The sequence below is a fragment of the Methylorubrum populi genome (assembly GCA_036946625.1).
Classification (GTDB): domain Bacteria; phylum Pseudomonadota; class Alphaproteobacteria; order Rhizobiales; family Beijerinckiaceae; genus Methylobacterium; species Methylobacterium populi_C.
On the sequence record JAQIIU010000003.1, the window covers coordinates 2,004,549 to 2,021,596 of the forward strand.

At 70.4% G+C, this 17,048-nt stretch carries 18 protein-coding genes; 14 read left to right on the forward strand and 4 right to left on the reverse strand.

What is annotated here, in order from left to right; genetic code table 11:
* Positions 1-215 precede the first annotated feature (215 nt).
* Genes PGN25_20820 through PGN25_20830 form a run of 3 tightly spaced genes read right to left on the reverse strand, consistent with a single transcriptional unit; the run spans position 216 to position 2,339 of the window.
* Positions 216-614 carry an XRE family transcriptional regulator gene (locus PGN25_20820; protein MEH3119954.1) on the reverse strand — a complete coding sequence of 133 codons (399 nt, stop codon included), beginning with the start codon at positions 612-614 and terminating at the stop codon, positions 216-218.
* Positions 614-985, reverse strand: coding sequence for a type II toxin-antitoxin system RelE/ParE family toxin (locus PGN25_20825; GenBank protein MEH3119955.1), 372 nt, complete (start codon positions 983-985; stop codon positions 614-616). The genes PGN25_20820 and PGN25_20825 overlap by 1 nt, the downstream gene beginning before the upstream one ends.
* Positions 986-1,022: 37 nt before the next feature.
* The gene (locus PGN25_20830) at positions 1,023-2,339 is read right to left on the reverse strand and encodes an integrase arm-type DNA-binding domain-containing protein (protein MEH3119956.1); all 1,317 of its coding nucleotides are present in this window, start codon (positions 2,337-2,339) and stop codon (positions 1,023-1,025) included.
* An 812-nt stretch (positions 2,340-3,151) separates the two neighbouring features.
* On the opposite strand from PGN25_20830, the gene puuE reads away from it, so the two are divergent.
* The gene (puuE, locus tag PGN25_20835) at positions 3,152-4,564 is read left to right on the forward strand and encodes an allantoinase PuuE (protein ID MEH3119957.1); all 1,413 of its coding nucleotides are present in this window, start codon (positions 3,152-3,154) and stop codon (positions 4,562-4,564) included.
* Between the two features lie 86 nt (positions 4,565-4,650).
* Here the strand turns inward: puuE and PGN25_20840 are convergent, their stop codons facing one another.
* Entirely contained in the window at positions 4,651-5,583 is a 933-nt protein-coding gene (locus PGN25_20840) for a LysR family transcriptional regulator (GenBank protein MEH3119958.1), read from the reverse strand.
* 151 nt (positions 5,584-5,734) lie between these two features.
* Here PGN25_20840 and PGN25_20845 point away from each other — a divergent pair, with 151 nt between their 5' ends.
* From PGN25_20845 to PGN25_20905, 13 genes are all read left to right on the forward strand, one after another.
* Positions 5,735-6,991 (forward strand): urate hydroxylase PuuD, encoded by a 1,257-nt coding sequence (locus PGN25_20845; GenBank protein ID MEH3119959.1) that lies wholly within the window; start codon positions 5,735-5,737, stop codon positions 6,989-6,991.
* Positions 6,992-7,061: 70 nt separating this feature from the next.
* A complete protein-coding gene (locus PGN25_20850) occupies positions 7,062-7,901 on the forward strand; it encodes a bifunctional allantoicase/(S)-ureidoglycine aminohydrolase (GenBank protein ID MEH3119960.1) in 840 nt (279 codons plus the stop codon).
* Positions 7,898-8,389: an ureidoglycolate lyase gene (locus PGN25_20855; protein MEH3119961.1), complete on the forward strand. Its 492-nt coding sequence runs from the start codon at positions 7,898-7,900 to the stop codon at positions 8,387-8,389. The genes PGN25_20850 and PGN25_20855 overlap by 4 nt, the downstream gene beginning before the upstream one ends.
* Before the next feature lie 116 nt (positions 8,390-8,505).
* Positions 8,506-9,147: an HTH-type transcriptional regulator RutR gene (rutR, locus tag PGN25_20860; GenBank protein ID MEH3119962.1), complete on the forward strand. Its 642-nt coding sequence runs from the start codon at positions 8,506-8,508 to the stop codon at positions 9,145-9,147.
* 227 nt (positions 9,148-9,374) lie between these two features.
* Complete coding sequence (gene rutA, locus PGN25_20865; GenBank protein MEH3119963.1) at positions 9,375-10,475, forward strand: pyrimidine utilization protein A; 1,101 nt, start codon at positions 9,375-9,377, stop codon at positions 10,473-10,475.
* Complete coding sequence (gene rutB / locus PGN25_20870) at positions 10,475-11,245, forward strand: pyrimidine utilization protein B (protein ID MEH3119964.1); 771 nt, start codon at positions 10,475-10,477, stop codon at positions 11,243-11,245. Before rutA ends, rutB begins: the two co-directional genes overlap by 1 nt.
* Before the next feature lie 14 nt (positions 11,246-11,259).
* Positions 11,260-11,652: a pyrimidine utilization protein C gene (rutC, locus tag PGN25_20875; protein MEH3119965.1), complete on the forward strand. Its 393-nt coding sequence runs from the start codon at positions 11,260-11,262 to the stop codon at positions 11,650-11,652.
* A gap of 4 nt (positions 11,653-11,656) precedes the next feature.
* A complete protein-coding gene (gene rutD / locus PGN25_20880; protein ID MEH3119966.1) occupies positions 11,657-12,439 on the forward strand; it encodes a pyrimidine utilization protein D in 783 nt (260 codons plus the stop codon).
* A gap of 32 nt (positions 12,440-12,471) precedes the next feature.
* Entirely contained in the window at positions 12,472-13,059 is a 588-nt protein-coding gene (gene rutF, locus PGN25_20885; protein MEH3119967.1) for a pyrimidine utilization flavin reductase protein F, read from the forward strand.
* Between the two features lie 180 nt (positions 13,060-13,239).
* Positions 13,240-14,043: an ABC transporter ATP-binding protein gene (locus tag PGN25_20890; GenBank protein ID MEH3119968.1), complete on the forward strand. Its 804-nt coding sequence runs from the start codon at positions 13,240-13,242 to the stop codon at positions 14,041-14,043.
* Positions 14,033-14,944 carry an ABC transporter permease gene (locus tag PGN25_20895; protein MEH3119969.1) on the forward strand — a complete coding sequence of 304 codons (912 nt, stop codon included), beginning with the start codon at positions 14,033-14,035 and terminating at the stop codon, positions 14,942-14,944. Before PGN25_20890 ends, PGN25_20895 begins: the two co-directional genes overlap by 11 nt.
* On the forward strand, positions 14,941-15,906 hold the full coding sequence (locus tag PGN25_20900; GenBank protein MEH3119970.1) for an ABC transporter permease: 966 nt from the start codon (positions 14,941-14,943) through the stop codon (positions 15,904-15,906). The genes PGN25_20895 and PGN25_20900 overlap by 4 nt, the downstream gene beginning before the upstream one ends.
* Positions 15,907-15,979: 73 nt before the next feature.
* A complete protein-coding gene (locus PGN25_20905) occupies positions 15,980-16,984 on the forward strand; it encodes an ABC transporter substrate-binding protein (protein ID MEH3119971.1) in 1,005 nt (334 codons plus the stop codon).
* The last annotated feature ends 64 nt before the right edge of the window (positions 16,985-17,048 follow it).

Genomic DNA, 17,048 nt, shown 5'->3' on the forward strand with positions numbered 1-17,048 from the left:
CGAATGAGTGATACTTGGCTAGGCTGCTCGCGAGCATCGCGGTCGGTTGCAATTTCGGCAGACCATCTCCGTCGGAGTGTGGAGAGCGGTATCCCAAGCTTCGAGAATCTGCCTGCCGCGAATGGCCGCGAAGCGGCTTCGTCGATCTCGAACGCCTTCAGGGGAGAGGCAATCTTCTTCATCTGGATAGGGGGCGAGACAGGACAGCTCAACGATCAGCCCGCCTTTACGGCACGTGGGCTTGCGGTGCGACCCTTTGCACGCTTGGCCCTCGGCAACTTCGAGGTGATCGCGCACGCTCCAATGTCGCCGATGGTCTGGAGGTGGATCGGAGCCCGCGAGGGCAGTCTCACAACGAGATCCAGATCGCCGCCGATTGCACGCACGTAGCTGCGCAGGGTCGATAGATACATGTCGGTCTGCTTCTCGATCTTCGACACGGAAGGTTGTTTGATCTTCAGCGCCATTGCGACTTCGGCCTGTGCCTTGCCCGCGGCTCGGCGTAGCTCGCCGAGTCCCTCCACCTCGTCCTTCAATTCCTGAAACCGCGCCTCCACGCGGGTACGCCGCTGCTCCGGAAGAACGGCGATGACGTCGTTCAACGTACGCCCCATCACTTCTTCTCCTTCCTGGTGGTCAATAGGCTATCGAGATGGCGCTGGTAACGCTTATCGGCCTTGGCGATCAGCGACTTGTAGAAGCGCCGCTCGCTCACTCCGGCCTTGTCACCTGCGATGAGCAGGATGGCCTTGCGCTCGGGATCGAACGCGAAGGCCACACGCCACACGCCGTCGTCGGCCTCGAAGCGCAGCTCCTTCATGTTGGCGAACGCCGAGTCTTTCAAAGTGTCGGCATGCGGCCGTCCGAGTTGCGGTCCGAAGGTGCTCAAGAGCCTTGCGGACGCGAGCAGCTCATCCTGGACGGCTTGTGGCAGCGCCTCATACTCCGTATCGAACTCATCGCCGAAAGCGACATCCCAGCCCATATATAGCCTTCAAGCTATGTGAGGTCAATCCACCGCGTCAGGCGGCCTGCGAAGTGGCAGCGGGTCGGTTCACCGTGCGCCCCGCCTTCGCCGGATGATCAGCCCGCCTCGAGCGCTGAGAGGGAGAAGCGTTTAGAGCCTTCGCGATAGCAGCGGAGACTTGATCGGCAGCCACGACGAGGGCGGCGTCGAGGTGAACGTAACTTTGGGTCACTCCTCGCGGCGCATGACCGAGGAGGCCCGCGATGGTCAACTCGGAAAAGCCAAGGTCACCCGCGACGCTGGCGAAGGTGTGCCGGAGCGTATGCGGCGTGACGCCCGTCAGCTTCGCGCGCTTAGCCACCCGCTGAAGGACGCGCACGATACCAATGAAATGGCCAGCCCCGACGTCGGCTGGAAAGACGTACTCGGACCCGTTCCGGCTAGGCTGAGTCTTGATGGCCTCGACCGCCGAACGGCCGATCGCGCGGATTTGGAAATCGCTCTTCGTGTCCGGGAAGTAGACCGCTCCCTCCCGGCCACGAACCCAGGCCCGCCTAAGCCCGAGCCCCTCCATACGCCGGAACCCGGTCAGGAGGAGAACGCGGATGGCGGCGACGCCCGTCGCGTTCTCGAAGTCACCAGCCGCCTCGGTCATCGCCGTCCCAAGGCACGCGATCTCTTCCAGGCTGAGGCGCCGCTTGGCCTTTTTCGGTGCGGCGAACTTTCGTTGACCTTCAGCCGGATTGGCCTCGATCCGGCCATGCCGCTTCGCGTGCGCGAAGATCGTATGCAGCATGCCCGCCGTCCGTCCCGCCACGCCCGGACCGCCCGTCGTGTTCCCCCCGCGCGGTCCGGTCCGCGGTTTGGCCGTCCTGGCCGCGACGATGTCGGCCTGAAATCCTTCAAGGTCCGCAAGGGTCAAAGATCGCACTCGCCGGCTGCCGAGGAGCGGCTTCACGTGCGTGTTGATCCGACCTTCGTCGAGCGCGAGCGTCGACGCTTTGATGGGCCGGCCCTTTCGGCCTAGGATGCGTCCGGCCTTCGCATTCTCCAGATACCAGTCACAGACCTCTGACACGGTCGGCGCGCCGCTCGCCGCACGCTTCTCGGCTACCGGGTCGCCACCCTTCGCCACATCGGCGAGCTTAATCCGCGCCAAGGTTCGCGCTTCATCGGGAGTAAGCGTCCCCGCCTTGCCGAGCGTCAGACGGCAACTGCGCCCGTCCGCGTTCCGATACTGGATCAGGTAGGAGATTGCGCCGCTTGGCTTCACGCGAATGCCAAAGCCGCGCAGCTCGCTGTCCCAAGCGACTACATCCCGGCCAGAGGCCGGCTTGAGCGCGTCGATGAATCGCTTGGTGAGCTTTGCCACGGGCACGTCCTCTGCTTCACTTTGCTTACCCGGATCAAACCTACTCGCCGGGTAAGCAAGAGGTAAGCACAAAGTCCCCAACTCAGGCGAGCTGGAGCGAACTGAAGCGTAGATAGATGCAAGAAAAACACAAGCTAATATAATGGCTTGCCTGCTACGTGCTAGCGCATTAAGGTGTTTGGCAACAGCATTCGGGGAAGTTGCCAAGGTTGGGGTCGAGGGTTCGAATCCCTTCGCCCGCTCCAGTTTTTCCAACCATATTAGTTTTCCACGAGCAGGCCGCCTTCGGGCGGACTTCGTTGTTTTGGACTTGGCGACAGTTTTGGACTTGGCGACAGACTGGCGGCAAGCGCGAGCATGCCAGCCTGTCGCAGAGGGTTCCGGCATGCACCGTAAGGGTCGTCTCGGCAGGCACCTTTCGTTTGGGGGCGAAGAGACCGAACTGCGCTTCGGGCCGGCCGGCGCGAGGGTGCGGATCGGGGCACAGGCGAGTGTCGCCCAGATTGCGGCGGTGATCGCGGCGCCGAAGGCCTCGGCATGATCGGGCCGTCGGGCATGGTGCGCGTGATGCCGATGGCGGTCAGCCCGCCGCGATGCACGGCATCGAGCCGGATCCTGCGTCGGCGGCCCTGTTCCCGACAGGGGCGCTCGGCGGGGACCGGCGCGGTCAGGAACGGCGGCGCCCGAACCGCGCGCACCATCCCGCCTTTTCCGGAACAGATTCGCAAAAATCCAATCAATGCCCCCGTCAGGCAGCATTATCCTTGCTTCATCCGCGGTCACCGCTCCCGCGCAGACATGCGAAGTCAGCCATGCATACGTCCCGCGACATGATCGGCTACGGCCGCAACGTTCCGCAGGCGGACTGGCCCGGCGGCGCCCGCCTCGCGGTGCAGATCGTGCTCAACTACGAGGAGGGGGGCGAGAACTGCCTCCTGCACGGGGATGCCGCCTCCGAAGCCTTCCTCTCCGAGATCGTCGGCGCGGCGCCCTGGCCGGGCATGCGCCACATGAACATGGAATCGCTCTACGAGTACGGCGCGCGCGCCGGCTTCTGGCGGCTGTGGCGCCTGTTCACCGAACGCCGTGTGCCGGTGACCGTGTTCGGCGTCGCCACCGCACTCGCGCGCAACCCGGAGGCCGTCGCCGCCATGCGGGAGGCCGAGTGGGAGATCGCTAGCCACGGCCTCAAGTGGATCGATCACCGCGACATGCCGCGCGCCGAGGAGGCCGCGCAGATGGACGCGGCGATCCGCCTGCATGAGGCGGTGACGGGCGCGGCGCCCCTCGGCTGGTACACCGGCCGCTCCTCCGTCAACACGCTCGAACTCGGCCTGGAACGGGGCTTCGCCTATCTCGCGGATGCCTACGCCGACGACCTGCCCTACTGGCTGTACGGACGGGCCGGCACCGGCCTCGTGGTGCCCTACACGCTGGACGCCAACGACATGCGCTTCGCCACCGCGCAGGGCTTCAACACCGGCGACCACTTCTTCACCTACCTGCGCGACACCTTCGACGCGCTCTACGCGGAGGGCGCCACGGCGCCGAAGATGATGTCGGTGGGCCTCCACTGCCGCTTGGTCGGCCGGCCCGGCCGCATCGCCGCGCTGACGCGCTTCCTCGACCACGTCGCCGCCCATGACGGCGTCTGGCTGGCGCGCCGCATCGACATCGCCCGGCACTGGACGGCGCGGCACCCGGCCGAGACCCTGCGCCCGAGCACCATGAGCGCGGCGCAATTCCTCACCCGGTTCGGCGACGTCTTCGAGGACACGCCCGAGATCGCGCTCCGGGCCTGGCAGGCCGGCCTCACCGCCCGCGAGGACAGGGCGGAGGGCCTCCATGCGGCGCTCGTCGGCGCCCTGCGCAGCCTGCCCGCCGAGCGCCAGCGCGCCCTCGTCCGCGCCCATCCCGAACGCGCCGGGCGCCTCGCCCGGGCCGGGCAACCGACGCGAGCCTCCACCGCCGAGCAGGGCAGCGCCGGCCTCGGCGCGCTCTCGGACGAAGAGCTGGCGCGGTTCGAGAGGCTGAACGCGGCCTACCGCGCACGCTTCGACCTGCCCTTCGTCATGGCGATCGAGGGCAGCCGCCGCGAGGCGATCCTGGCGGCCTTCGAGGAGCGGCTCCGCAACGACCCCGAGCGGGAGTTTCAGGAGGCCCTGCGCCAGATCGAGCGGATCGCCTGGCTGCGCCTGAAGGACCGACTGCCGTCGGAGGGCTGACCGTTTCGGGTTTCACCTCTCTCCGTCGTCGCGAGCGTCAGCGAAGCGACGACGGTGGGGCAGCGATGCGGACCGGCCGAGCCGCCCTACCGCGGCAGGCGCCGGCCGATCAGGTCGAGCCGGGCGCCGACATGGGCGCGCAGGGCCTCCGTCGTCATCTCGACGAAGGTCCTGGCCCGGTTCGGCAGCATTCTTCGCGAGGGGTAGACCACGCCGAGCGTGACCGAGGTCGGCGGCGTCCGCGGCAAGACCGGCACGAGCCGGCCGTCGGCGAGGTGGGGCGCCACCTCGAAGACCGGCTTGAGGACGATGCCCTGGCCCTGGACCGCCCATTCGGTCAGCACGTCGCCGTCATCCGCGTCGATGCGGCCGGCGACGGGCAGGGTCACCACCTCGTCGCCGTCGCGCAACGTCCAGCGGAACTGCTCGGAGCCGGGGAAGCGCAGCAGCAGGCAGGCATGGTCGAGAAGCGCGGCCGGGCTCTCCGGCGCCGGGTGCTCGGCGAGATAGCGCGGCGCCGCGCACAGGATCCGCTCGATATCGGCGACCTTGCGCAGGGTGAAGCTCGAATCGCGCATCTGCGAGAGGCGGACCGCCACGTCGACGGCCTCCTGCACGAGGTCGAGCAGGTGGTCGGACAGCCGCAGGTGCACGTCGGCTTCCCCGTGCTGCGCGCGGAACGCGGGGATCAGCGGCGCCACGACGCGCCGGCCGAGGCTCAAGGGCGCCGTCACCTTCAGCGTCCCGCGCGGCGCCGCTCCTTGCGCCTCGACGCTCTTCTCCGCCCGCTCGACGGAGGCCGCGATGTCGAGGCAGCGGTCGTAGAAGACCCGGCCGGCTTCCGTCAGGTTCATCCGCCGCGTCGTGCGCGTGAGCAGCAGGCAGCCGAGATGCTCCTCCAGCGCCTGGATGCGGTAGCTGATCACCGAGGGCGACAGGCGCAGCGAGCGCCCGGCCGCCGAGAAGCTGCCGGCATCGGCCGCGCGCATGAAGATGCGGATACTCTCCAGCGACAGCATATCGCCCTCCGAGCGCCGCGGCCCTCGCGATGCGGTCTCCCTGGTGCGGTCCCGGATCTTACGAAAATTTTGGAAACTGACAAGGAATTCGACGGGCATACAGGCCCGTCCGCCGCGCTAGGATTGCGGCCGGGATTCGGAGGGACAGGCCGTGGAGAGCTTCGTCTGGGAGTGGGGAAGCCTGCTGCTGCGCTGGCTTCACATCGTGGCGGCGATGGCCTGGATCGGCTCGTCGTTCTTCTTCATGCATCTCGACGCGTCGCTGAAGCGGACGCCGGACATCCCGGCCGGGGAAGGGGCCGCGGCCTGGCAGGTGCATGGCGGCGGGTTCTACGAGATGCGCAAGTACTTCGTCGCCCCGGCCCATCTTTCCCCGGATCTCACCTGGCACAAGTGGCAGGCCTACACGACGTGGCTGTCGGGCTTCGTGCTGCTGGCCTGGATCTACTACGCGCAATCGCGGCTCTACCTCGTCGATCCGGCCGTGATGGACCTGTCGGCCCCGGCCGCGGCAGCCCTCGGCCTCGGCGCGCTGGCGCTCGGCTGGCTGGTCTACGATCGGATCTGCCGATCGCCGCTGGGCGAGAGCGAGACGGGGCTCGCCGCCGTGGGGCTCCTCGCCATCACGCTCGCCGCCGCGGGCTTCGCGCAGGTCTTCAGCGGCCGCGGCGCCCTGATCCATACCGGCGCCCTGATGGCGACCTGGATGGCCGGCAACGTCTTCCGCGTCATCATCCCGAACCAGCGCAAGGTCGTCGCCGCGCTGATGAGGGGCGAGCGGCCGGACCCGAGCCTCGGCAGGCAGGCCAAGCAGCGCTCGGCCCAGAACAACTATCTGACGCTGCCGGTCGTGCTCATGATGATCGCGAACCACTACCCGATGCTGTTCGGGTCGAAGGCGACGATCCCGCTGATCGTCGCGCTGATCACCGCCTCGGGCGCGGTGATCCGCTTCTTCTACAACGTCCGCCATGCCGACCACGCCCGCTCGCCCTGGTGGGCCTGGGCCGTGGCCACGGCGGGGCTGGCCGCCGCCTTCGTTCTCGCCGTCTCCGGAAGCGCCGGAGGCCGGGCGGTGCTGGGCCTGCCGCCGCTGGCGGAGGCCGCGCCGACGCTCGCCTCGGCCGACCACGCGCTTTCCGCGGCGAGCGCGACGCCGCCGGACCATGTCGTCGAACTCGTCGCCGGGCGCTGCGCCATGTGCCACGCGGCCGAGCCGGTCTGGGACGGGATCGGCGTCGCCCCCAAGGGCGTCCGGCTCGATTCCGCCGAGGCCATCGGCCGTCAGGCCGAGGCGATCCGCCGCCACGCCGTGCTGACGCACGACATGCCGCCCAACAACGTCACCGAGATGACCGAGGCGGAGCGCGGCGTGCTGGCGGCCTGGCTGAGGGAGACGCGGCGATGACATCCCCACGAAAGCCCCACGCGCCCCGGCGCGATCCTTGCGTCCTGCCGCGACACCGGACCCCCTCGGAATGACCGCCTCCCGCTACAATCCCCCCTGCGGCGGCCTGCCGCCCCAGACGGCGCTGATGACCGGCCGGGCCGTGTTCACGGAGGCCTACGCCGTCATCCCGAGGGGCGTGATGCGCGACATCGTCACGAGCGTCCTGCCGTTCTGGGAGGGGACGCGGGCCTGGATGCTGTCGCGGCCGCTCTCGGGCTTCTCCGAGACCTTCGCGCAATACCTGATGGAGGTGGCGCCCGGCGGCGGCAGCGAGCGGCCGGAACCCGACGGCCGAGCCGAGGGCGTGCTGTTCGTGGTCGGCGGCCGGCCCCGCCTCGTCCTCGAAGACCGTGCCCACGCCCTGCGCCCCGGCAGCTACGCCTACCTGCCGCCGGGGGCGACCTGGAGCCTGCGCAACGACGGGCCCGAGCCCGCCCGCTTCCACTGGATCCGCAAGGCCTACGAGCGCGTGGAGGGCATCGCGCTTCCGCCGGCCTTCGTCGCCTTCGAGCCCGAGATCCCTCCGACGGCGATGCCGGGCACGGACGGCGCCTGGGCCACCACCCGCTTCGTCTCGCCCGACGACGTGCGTCACGACATGCACGTCAACGTCGTCACGCTGCAGCCCGGCGCCTCGATCCCGTTCGAGGAGACGCATGTGATGGAGCACGGCCTGTTCGTGCTGGAGGGCAAGGCGGTCTACCGGCTCAACCGCGACTGGGTCGAGGTCGAGGCCGGCGACTTCCTGTGGCTGCGCGCCTTCTGCCCGCAGGCCTGCTACGCGGGCGGCCCCGGCCCGTTCCGCTACCTGCTCTACAAGGACGTGAACCGGCACGCCGCGCTCGCACCGTTCCGGCCGGCCCGATGAGCGGGCGCCGGATCCCCGTCGAGCCGCTGACGCGAGGCGCCTTCGCGCCCTTCGGCACGGTGATCGACAAGGGCGCGGTCGCGCCGCGGCCGATGAACCGCGGCAAGGCGCGACGTTTCCACGACCTCGCGCGGGTGGACGTGACGGGCGAGGGCGGGCGGGTGGCGATCGGCTACGTCGAGGCCGAGCCCTACGCCCTGCCGCTCTCCCTGAGCCTCGTCGAGTGCCACCCGCTCGGAGCCCAGGCCTTCGTGCCGCTGAGCCCTGCGCCGTTCCTCGTCGTGGTCTGCCCCGACGACGGCGGAACCCCCGGCCGGCCGCGGGCCTTCATGACCGCGCCGGGCCAGGGCGTCTGCTACGACATCGGCACGTGGCACGGCGTTCTCACACCGCTCGACCGGCCTCAGGATTTCTGGGTGATCGACCGGGGCGGCCCTGGGGTGAACCTGGAGGAGCACGTCTTCGACGAGCCCTGGACGATTTCTTGAGGGGAGACGTCCGGAACCTTCGTCCGGATGCCGTATGACCCGTTTGTTGCGCGCGCCGGATCGGATACGGGATCGGCAGGCCCTGCGGGGCCGGTGACGGATCGGGAGGCTCGGGCGTGGTCGAAAGCGGGACCGGGGCACCTTTGCGCCGACGGCGACGCGACGGCGCCCTGCGGCGGGAAGCCGTGCTCGATGCCGGCCTGGAGGTCTTCTCGACGGTCGGCCTGCATGGCGCGAGCCTCGACCAGATCGCCGAGCGCGCCGGCCTCTCGAAGACGAACCTGCTCTACTACTTTCCCACCAAGGAAGAGCTCTACGTCGCCGTGCTGCGGCGCGTGCTCGACGTCTGGCTCGACCCACTCCAGGCGCTCGACGCGGAATCCGAACCGGCCGAGGCGCTGAAGCGCTACATCCGCTCGAAGATCACCCTGTCACGGGACGCGCCGCGGGCCTCGCGGCTGTTCTGCCTCGAGATCGTGCAGGGCGCGCCGCTCCTGCGCGCCGAACTCGAAGGCCCCCTGCGCGCCCTGGTCGAGGCCAAGGCCGCGGTCCTGCGCGGCTGGATCGCGGAAGGCCGCATCGCCCGGCACGATCCCCGACACCTCGTCTTCGCCATCTGGGCAGTTACCCAGCACTATGCCGACTTCGCGGTGCAGGTGGAGGCCATCACCGGGCGCGACCTCAGCGACGATGCCTTCTTTGAGCAGACGGTGGAGAACACCCAGAGACTGATTCTGACGAGCCTCGGGCTGACCTGATTCGTCCCTGCTCTCGCGTCGACCTTGGGGAAACTCAACCGGAAACGCACTGGCCGTGAGCAGCGGCGGCACGAAGCGCGGGCATTACGCGGAGAGTTTGTGCAAATGGTCAAATATCGGCTCCGATAGTTTGACCAAATGGTCTGATTTGCTACCGTCCAGACCTGTCGCCGGCCTCTCAAAGCGCCGGCCGGACGAGCGAGCGAGGGTTTGCCATGACCCAGGCCATGAATATCGGCGTCTTCATCCCGATCGGAAACAACGGCTGGCTGTTGTCGGAGAACGCGCCGCAGTACAAGCCGAGCTTCGAGCTCAACAAGCAGATCACGCTCAAGGCGGAACAGTACGGGCTCGACTTCGCGCTCTCGATGATCAAGCTGCGCGGCTTCGGCGGCAAGACCGAGTTCTGGGACCACAACCTCGAATCCTTCACGCTGATGGCCGGGCTCGCGGCGGTGACGAGCCGGATCAAGCTCTACGCCACGGCGCCGACCCTGTGCCTGCCGCCGGCCATCGTGGCGCGCATGGCCTCGACCATCGATTCGATCTCGAACGGCCGCTTCGGCCTCAATCTCGTCACCGGCTGGCAGCGTCCGGAATACGCGCAGATGGGCCTGTGGCCCGGCGACGCGTATTTCGGCCGCCGCTACGAATATCTCTCGGAATACGCGCAGGTCCTGCGCGACCTGTGGCAGACCGGCCGCAGCGACCTCAAGGGCGCGTTCTTCCAGATGGAGGATTGCCGCCTGAGTCCCCGTCCGCAGGCCGACATGAAGATCATCTGCGCCGGGCAGAGCGCGGCCGGCATGGCCTTCACCGCGACCTACGCCGACTACAATTTCTGCTTCGGCAAGGGGGTCAACACGCCGACCGCCTTCGCCCCGACCGTGGCGCGGCTGGAGGAGGCCAGGGCGAGGACCGGCCGCGACGTGTCCTCCTACGTCCTGTTCATGGTCATCGCCGACGAGACCGACGAGGCGGCCCGCGCCAAGTGGGAGCACTACAAGGCCGGCGCCGACGAGGCGGCGATCGCCTGGCTCGGCCTCCAGGGCGCGGCCGACACCAAGTCCGGCGCCGACACCAACGTCCGACAGATGGCCGACCCGACCTCGGCGGTGAACATCAACATGGGCACCCTGGTCGGCTCCTACGCCACCGTGGCGGCCCTGCTCGACGAGGTGACGAGCGTGCCGGGCACCGGCGGCGTGCTGCTCGTCTTCGACGACTTCCTGAAGGGGCTCGACGATTTCGGCACCAAAATCCAGCCGCTGATGCGCTCGCGCCGGCACGTCGCGGCCGCGCCCGGGCCGCTGGCGGAGGTGGCGTGATGGGCGCCGACGCGCCGGCGGGCTACCGCGACCCGTCCGGCCGCGCCGGCGGCCTGACGCTGCCGGCGCGGCCCGAGCCGATCGCCTTCGACGCGGACGCCACCGCGCTCATCGTCGTCGACATGCAGAACGCCTACGCGACCAAGGGCGGCTACCTCGACCTCGCCGGCTTCGACGTCTCGGCGACCGGGCCGGTGATCGAACGGATCGCGCGGGCCGTCGCGGCGGCCCGCGCGGCGGGCCTCCTTGTGGTCTGGTTCCAGAACGGCTGGGATCCGGACTACGTCGAGGCCGGGGGGCCGGGCTCGCCGAACTGGCACAAGTCGAACGCGCTCAAGACCATGCGCCGCCGGCCGGAGATGAACGCGCGGCTGCTGTCGAAGGGCTCGTGGGACTACGCCCTCGTCGACGCGCTGAACCCTGAGCCCGGCGACATCGTGCTGGGCAAGCCGCGCTACAGCGGCTTCTACAACACGCCCCTCGACAGCATGCTGCGGGCACGCAGCATCCGCACGCTGGTCTTCACCGGCATCGCCACGAACGTCTGCGTGGAATCGACCCTGCGGGACGGCTACCACCGCGAGTATTTCGGGATCGTGCTCGCCGACGCCACGCATCAGGCCGGCCCGCCGAGCCTGCAGGAGGGGGCGCTCCTCAACATCGAGACGTTCTTCGGCTGGGTCTCGGACGTCGCCGCCTTCGAGGCCGCGCTTGCCCCGCTCCTTGCCCCGCCCCTTGCCCCGGACGAGGCCCGCCGCATCCCCGCCTGACCGGAGACCGCCCCATGCCCAAGACCGTCGTGATTCCGCCCGGCACCGGCACGCCGCTGGCGCCCTACGTGCCCGGCACGCTCGCCGACGGCGTGCTCTACGTCTCCGGCACGCTCCCCCTCGACGGCGACAACACCGTCGTCCACGAGGGCGATGCGGGAGCCCAGACCCGGCACGTGCTGGAGACGATCAGGGGCGTCGTCGAGGCCGCGGGCGGCTCGATGGACGACGTCGTCTTCAACCACGTCTTCCTCAAGGACTGGGCCGATTACGGCGCGATCAACGCCGTCTACGCCGCGTACTTCCCCGGAGAGAAGCCGGCGCGCTACTGCATCCAGTGCGGGCTGGTGAAGCCGGCCGCGCTCGTGGAGATCGCTTCGGTCGCCCATATCGGCAAGGCGATGTGAGGCGATGGCCGCGCCCGTCCACCACGAGGAGCACGGGCCGGCGGGCGGGCGCACCGTGCTGCTCTCGCCCGGGCTCGGGGGCTCGGCCGGGTACTTCGCGCCGCAGATCCCCGCGCTCGCCGCGCGCTTCCGGGTCGTCGCCTACGATCACCGCGGCACCGGGCGCTCGCCCGGCCCGCTGGAGCCGGGCCACGACATCGCCGCCATGGCCCGCGACGCCCGCGACCTGCTCGACCGCCTCGACGTCGCCCGGGCCGACATCGTCGGGCACGCGCTGGGCGGGCTGATCGCCCTGCAGCTCGCCCTCACCCATCCCGAGCGGGTCGGGCGCATCGTGGTGATCAACGGCTGGGCGGCGATCGACCCGGCCACGCGCCGCTGCTTTTCCGCCCGCAAGGCGCTGCTCACGCAAGCCGGGCCCGAGGCGTTCGTGCGTGCGCAAGGCCTCTTCCTCTACCCGGCGCCGTGGCTGTCCGAGAACGCGGTCCGCGTCGCGGACGACGAGGCGCACGCGCTGGCGCATTTCCCGGGCACGGAGACGGTGCTGGCACGCATCGCCGCCCTGGAGGCGTTCGACGCGACCGACCGGCTCGCGCGCATCCCGCACGAGACCCTGCTGATGGCCGCGCGCGACGACGTGCTCGTCCCCTTCACCGCCTCGGAGATCCTCGCGGCCGGGCTGCCGAAGGCCCGGCTCGCCCTCGCCCCGGACGGCGGCCACGCCCACAGCGTCACCCGCGCCGAGGCCTTCAACCGCACGCTGCTCGAATTCCTCGGGCCCGCCTGAGGATGCCCTCTTTCCCGCACGAGGCCGCCGCCATGACCGAGTCCGAGAGCGCCGCCCCCGTCGACGCGACCGCCTACCGCGCGGCGATGTCCCGGCTCGCGAGCGCGGTCCACCTGATCACCACCGACGGTCCGGGCGGGCGGGCCGGCTTCACCGCCTCGGCCGTGTGCAGCGTCAGCGACGCGCCGCCGACGCTGCTCGTCTGCGTCAACCGCACCGCCTCCGCCTACGCCGCCCTCAGCCGCAACGACAGCTTGTGCGTCAGCACGCTCGGCGCGGGCCACGAGGCCCTGGCGAGCCGGTTCGGAGGACGCACCCCCATGGACGAGCGCTTCGCCGCCGGCACGTGGCGGAGCCTGCGGAACGGCGCGCCCGCGCTCGCCGACGCCCTCGTCAGCTTCGACTGCCGCATCGTCGGGCGCCACGCGGTCGGCACGCACGACGTGCTCTACTGCGCGGTCGAGGCCCTTGCCGCGATGGGGGAGGCCGACGCGCTGCTCTACAGCGAGCGCCGCTACCGCACGCTTCCCCGCGCCGTCCCGACCGAGCCCACCCGAGCCACGCGCCCCGTCGGGGTCCGACCGGCGGACGCGGCACCGCGCGCTCTGAGGAGCGCCTGAGCCGTGCCCGACGGCACGGAAAATGCTCGATCCGGCGAGGCCCGCGACCGGCAGACCGGGCGCCCCACCCGCATCGGCTCGCCCTCGGCACCCCATCCACGCTCCCTGGAACGAAAGCCTGCCATGTCGCGTGTCGGCGCCGTCGTCCTGAAACAGCCGCCCGAGTTCGAGAGGCCGGCGATGCGCCCCGTATCGGCATCGGTCGCGCCCGTCGTCTCGGCGCGCGGGCTGTCGCTGACCTACGCCGCCGCCGACGGTCCGGTCCACGCGCTCGCCGACGTCGACCTCGCGGTGGCACCGGGCGAGTTCGTCTCCTTCATCGGCCCCTCCGGCTGCGGCAAGACCACGCTGCTGCGCTGCGTCGCCGACCTCGAACGGCCGACCGGCGGGGAGCTGACCGTCAACGGCGTCGGGGCCGAGGCGGCGCGGCTGCGGCGCGACTACGGCTTCGTGTTCCAGGCGCCCGCCCTCTATCCCTGGCGGACCATCGCCCGGAACGTCGCGCTGCCGCTCGAGATCTTCGGCGTGCCGAGGGCGGAGCGGCGGGAGCGGGTGGCGCGCTACCTCGACCTCGTCCAGCTCGACGGCTTCGCCAAGAAGTACCCGTGGCAGCTCTCCGGCGGCATGCAGCAACGGGCCTCGATCGCCCGCGCCCTCTGCTTCGATCCGAAGCTCCTGCTGATGGACGAGCCCTTCGGGGCGCTGGACGAGATCGTGCGCGACCACCTCAACGCGCAGCTCCTCGCCCTGTGGCGCAAGACCGCCAAGACGGTCCTGTTCGTCACCCACTCGATCCCCGAGGCGGTCTATCTCTCGACCCGCGTCGTGGTGATGTCGCCGCGCCCGGGACGGATCGTCGACATCGTCGACTGCACCGCGCTCGGGCGGGAGCGCCCGCTGGAGATCCGCGAGACGCCCGAGTTCCTGCGCCTCGGCCAGCGGGTGCGCGAGGGCCTGCGCGCCGGCCACGCCTATGACGCCTGAGGCCGCTTCTTTTTCTTTTCCGCGCGGCCGGGCGCTGCCGGTCATGGGCGTCGTCCTGGCGCTTCTCGCCGCGTGGTACCTCGCCGCCTTGCTCGGCAACTGGAACGGCGCCGCGGACGCGCTGGCGCGGGCCGGCGCGGCGCCCGACACGGCGAAAATCGCCGCGGCGACGATGGCGCAGGAGCGGCCCGTCGTGCCGGCGCCGCACCAGGTGTTTTCGGAGTTGTCGCGCAGCACCGTCGGCGTGCCGCTCGGTTCGAAGCGCAGCCTCGTCTACCACGCCTGGGTCACGCTCTCGGCGACGCTTCTCGGCTTCGCCCTCGGCTCGGCGCTCGGCATCGCGCTCGCCGTCGCCATCGTGCACCTGCGCAGCGTCGAGGCGAGCCTGATGCCCTGGATCGTCGCCTCGCAGACCGTGCCGATCCTGGCGGTCGCGCCGATCGTCATCGTGGCGCTCGGCGCGGCCGGCCTGACGGGCCTGCTGCCGAAGGCGGTGATCGCGGCCTATCTCTGCTTCTTCCCCGTCACGGTCGGCATGGTGAAGGGCCTGAACGCCCCCGACCGGATTCAGCGCGACCTGATGCGCACCTACTCGGCCTCGCGCGGGCAGGTTCTGGCGCGCCTGCGCTGGCCGGCCGCGCTGCCCGACCTGTTCGCGAGCCTGAAGATCGCCGTCGCGGCGAGCCTCGTCGGCACCATCGTCGCCGAACTGCCGACCGGGGCGCAGGCCGGGCTCGGGGCGCGGCTGCTCGCCGGCTCCTATTACGGCCAGACGGTCCGGATCTGGGCGGCGCTGATCGCGGCGGCCGCGCTCTCGGCGCTCCTCGTCCAGGGGATCGGCCTCGCGGAGGCCGCCGCCGCCCGGGCGATGGGAGCACGGGCCCCGGGAGCCGCCCGATGACGCACCGCGCCGCACGGATCGGCCTGCTCACCCCCGCCGCCCTGGCCGGCGGTGCGGCGCTCGCGATCGCCGCCCATCGTGCCGGCCTGGCCGGGGAGGCGGGCTCGGGCTTCTGGCTCGCCGCCTTCCTGGTCTGGCTCGCCGCCACGCTGGCCGCGCGCGACCTCGCCGCCCTGGCGCCGCGCACGGCGACGGGCCGCCGCATCCTGCGCCTCGCCGTGCCGCTGCTGTTCGGCTTCCTCGTGCTGGTGCTGTGGGAGGCCGTCGTCGTCGGCGCGGGCGTGCCCGCCGTGCTGATGCCGCCGCCATCGAGCATCGCCGCGCGCTTCGCCGCCGCCCTGCCGGTGCTCGGGGCCGATTTCGTCCAGACCTGCCTGAAGTCGGCCCTGCCCGGCTACGCCGTCGGCTGCCTGTCGGGCCTCGGCGTCGCGATCCTGGCGGACCGGTTCCCCCTCCTCGGGCGCGGCCTCCTGCCCGTGGCGAACGTCGCCTCCGCCCTGCCGATCGTCGGCATCGCCCCGATCATGGTGATGTGGTTCGGCTTCGACTGGCCGTCGAAAGCCGCGGTCGTGGCCGTGATGACCTTCTTCCCGATGCTGGTTCAGGCCGGCGCCGGCCTCGCCGCGACCGGCCGGATCGAGCGCGACCTGATGCGCACCTACGCGGCGGGCTACGGTCGCACGCTCGCGAGCCTGCGCCTGCCGATCGCGCTGCCCTTCCTCTTCACCGCCCTGAAGGTCAACGCGACGCTGGCGCTGATCGGGGCGATCGTCGCCGAGTTCTTCGGCACGCCGATCGTCGGCATGGGCTTCCGCATCTCGATCGAGGCGGCGCGGCTCTCCCTCGACATGGTCTGGGCCGAGATCGCGCTGGCCGCACTCGCGGGGTCCGCCTTCTACGGGATCATCGCGCTGGCCGAGCGCGCCGCGACCGGCTGGCACCCGTCGGTGCGCGCCGGTTGACGGTGGGGTCCGCTCGCATCCGTTCGAACAACCACGGCCGAAGGCCGAAGGGGACAGGTTGAAGGAGGCTCAGATGGCGGGAAAAACGGTAAGAGCGCTCCTCTGCGCCGGGGCGGCCCTGCTCGGGCTCACGGCTGGCGGTGCGCGGGCGGCGGAGAAGGTGACGCTCCAGCTCAAATGGGTGCCCCAGGCGCAGTTCGCCGGCTACTACGTCGCGCAGGCCAAGGGCTACTACGGCCAAGCCGGGCTCGACGTGACGATCAAGCCGGGCGGGCCGGACGTGGCCCCGCCCCAGGTCATCGCGGGCGGCGGCGCCGACGTCATCGTCGACTGGATGCCCTCGGCGCTGGCCTCGCGCGAGAAGGGCGTGCCGCTCGTCAACGTCGCCCAGCCCTTCAGGAAGTCGGGCCTGATGCTGACCTGCCGCGCCGACACCGGCATCAAGACACCCGCCGACCTGAAGGGCAAGACGCTCGGGGTCTGGTACGCGGGCAACGAGTATCCGTTCCTGGCCTGGATGGCCAAGCTCGGCCTCAAGACCGACGGCTCGGCCGGCGGCGTGACCGTGCTGAAGCAGGGCTTCAACGTCGATCCGCTGATCCAGAAGCAGGCCGACTGCGTCTCGACCATGAGCTACAACGAGTACTGGCAGGTGATCGATGCCGGCTTCAGGCCGGAGCAGCTCGTCGTCTTCCGTTACGAGGACCAGGGCGTGGCCGCGCTCGAGGACGGCCTCTACGCCCTCGAACCGAAGCTGAAGGACAAGGCCTTCGTCGCCCGGCTGGCGAAGTTCGTGGCGGCGTCCGAGAAGGGCTGGGCCTACGCCGCCGCGCATCCGGACGAGGCGGCCGAGATCGTGCTGGAGAACGACGTCAGCGGCGCCCAGACCGAGACGCACCAGAAGCGGATGATGCGCGAGATCGCCAAGCTGCTCGACACGGCCGGCGGCCGGCTCGATCCCGCCGATTACGATCGCACGGTCGCGATCCTGCTCGCCGGCGGCACCGACCAGCCCGTCATCACCCGCAAGCCCGAGGGGGCCTGGACGCATGCGGTGACGGAGGCCGAGGGCCGGTAGGCCCGGGACGGCGGTTGCGCGCGACGTCACCCCGCCCCCGGACGTCTCGATCATGGGGCATCCG